This is a genomic window from Arhodomonas sp. KWT, assembly GCF_010993615.1.
In genome coordinates this window covers 1-1,112 of the sequence record NZ_WNXE01000193.1, presented here as the reverse complement: position 1 = coordinate 1,112, position 1,112 = coordinate 1, and the positions used below count along the sequence as shown (strand labels likewise).

Genomic DNA, 1,112 nt, shown 5'->3' with positions numbered 1-1,112 from the left:
GGTCGACGTCGTCGATGCGCAGCGCCCAGCGCCCGTCGTGGCGGCGGGCGTCCAGGTAGCTGGCCACGGCGGCCACCAGCGAGCCGAAATGCAGCGGCCCGGTGGGGCTCGGTGCGAAGCGTCCGACGTAGTGCCCGGTGTCGGCGTCTGTGCTCATCGCTGCGGTTGTCGTCCCGGTGGCCCGTGTCCCTGTCGTCCCCGGATTCTACCTGACCTGGGCCGTGCCGGATCGTGTGCACGCAGCCCGCGGGGGATGGCCGGGCGCTGGCAAACCGTCCAGGAGCCTTAGTACGCTCTGGTGACCAGCCCGCGCCCACCGGAGGTACCGTGACCGACACGCCGCTGCCCTTCACGCCCGCGGGGCGGATCGACGAGGTCCGTCCGTTTCATGTCATGGAGCTGCTGCGCCGCGCCCGGGCGCTGGAGGCGGCGGGTCACGACATCGTCCACATGGAGATTGGCGAGCCGGACTTCACCACCGCCGAGCCGGTGGTCGAGGCCGGGCGGCGCGCGCTGGCCGAGGGGCACACCGGCTACCTGCCGGCGGCGGGGCTCACGCCGCTGCGCGAGGCCATTGCCCGGCACTACGCCGAGGAGTACGGCGCCGATGTCGCCCCGGAGCGGATCTTCATCACCCCCGGGGCGAGCGGGGCTCTGACGCTGGCCATGGCGCTGATCGCCGACCCCGGCCGTACGGTGCTGCTGCCTGAGCCCGGCTATCCGTGCAATCGCAACTTCGCGGCAGTGGTCAATGCGCTACCCAGGCCGGTACCGGTGACCGCGGCGACGGACTACCAGCTCACCGCCGCGCTCGCCGCCGATCATGTCGACGCGGATACCGCCGGTATCCTCATCGGCTCGCCGTCCAACCCCACCGGCACCATGGCCGACGGTCCCGCCCTGGAGGCCCTGGCGGCGCTCGCCGACGAGCGCGGCATCGCGCTGATGGTCGACGAGATCTACCACGGCCTGCACTACACCCCGGCGGCGGCCAGCGCGGTGGTGCACGCGCCGCAGGCCCTGGTGATCAACAGCTTCTCGAAGTACTTCGGGATGACCGGCTGGCGGCTCGGCTGGCTGGTGGTGCCGGAGGGGCTGGAGGCCGCCACCGA

The 1,112-nt window shown here is 72.4% G+C and carries 2 protein-coding genes; one reads left to right on the top strand and one right to left on the bottom strand.

Features of this window, described 5'->3' with window-relative positions:
- Positions 1 to 157: glutamate--tRNA ligase family protein (locus G7A99_RS16410; RefSeq protein ID WP_240466310.1), on the bottom strand; the 157-nt coding region annotated here is incomplete at its 3' end.
- Positions 158 to 327: 170 nt separating this feature from the next.
- On the opposite strand from G7A99_RS16410, the gene G7A99_RS16405 reads away from it, so the two are divergent.
- Positions 328 to 1,112, top strand: a 785-nt coding sequence (locus tag G7A99_RS16405) for an aminotransferase class I/II-fold pyridoxal phosphate-dependent enzyme (RefSeq protein WP_163142111.1), incomplete at its 3' end; no start/stop codon positions are given.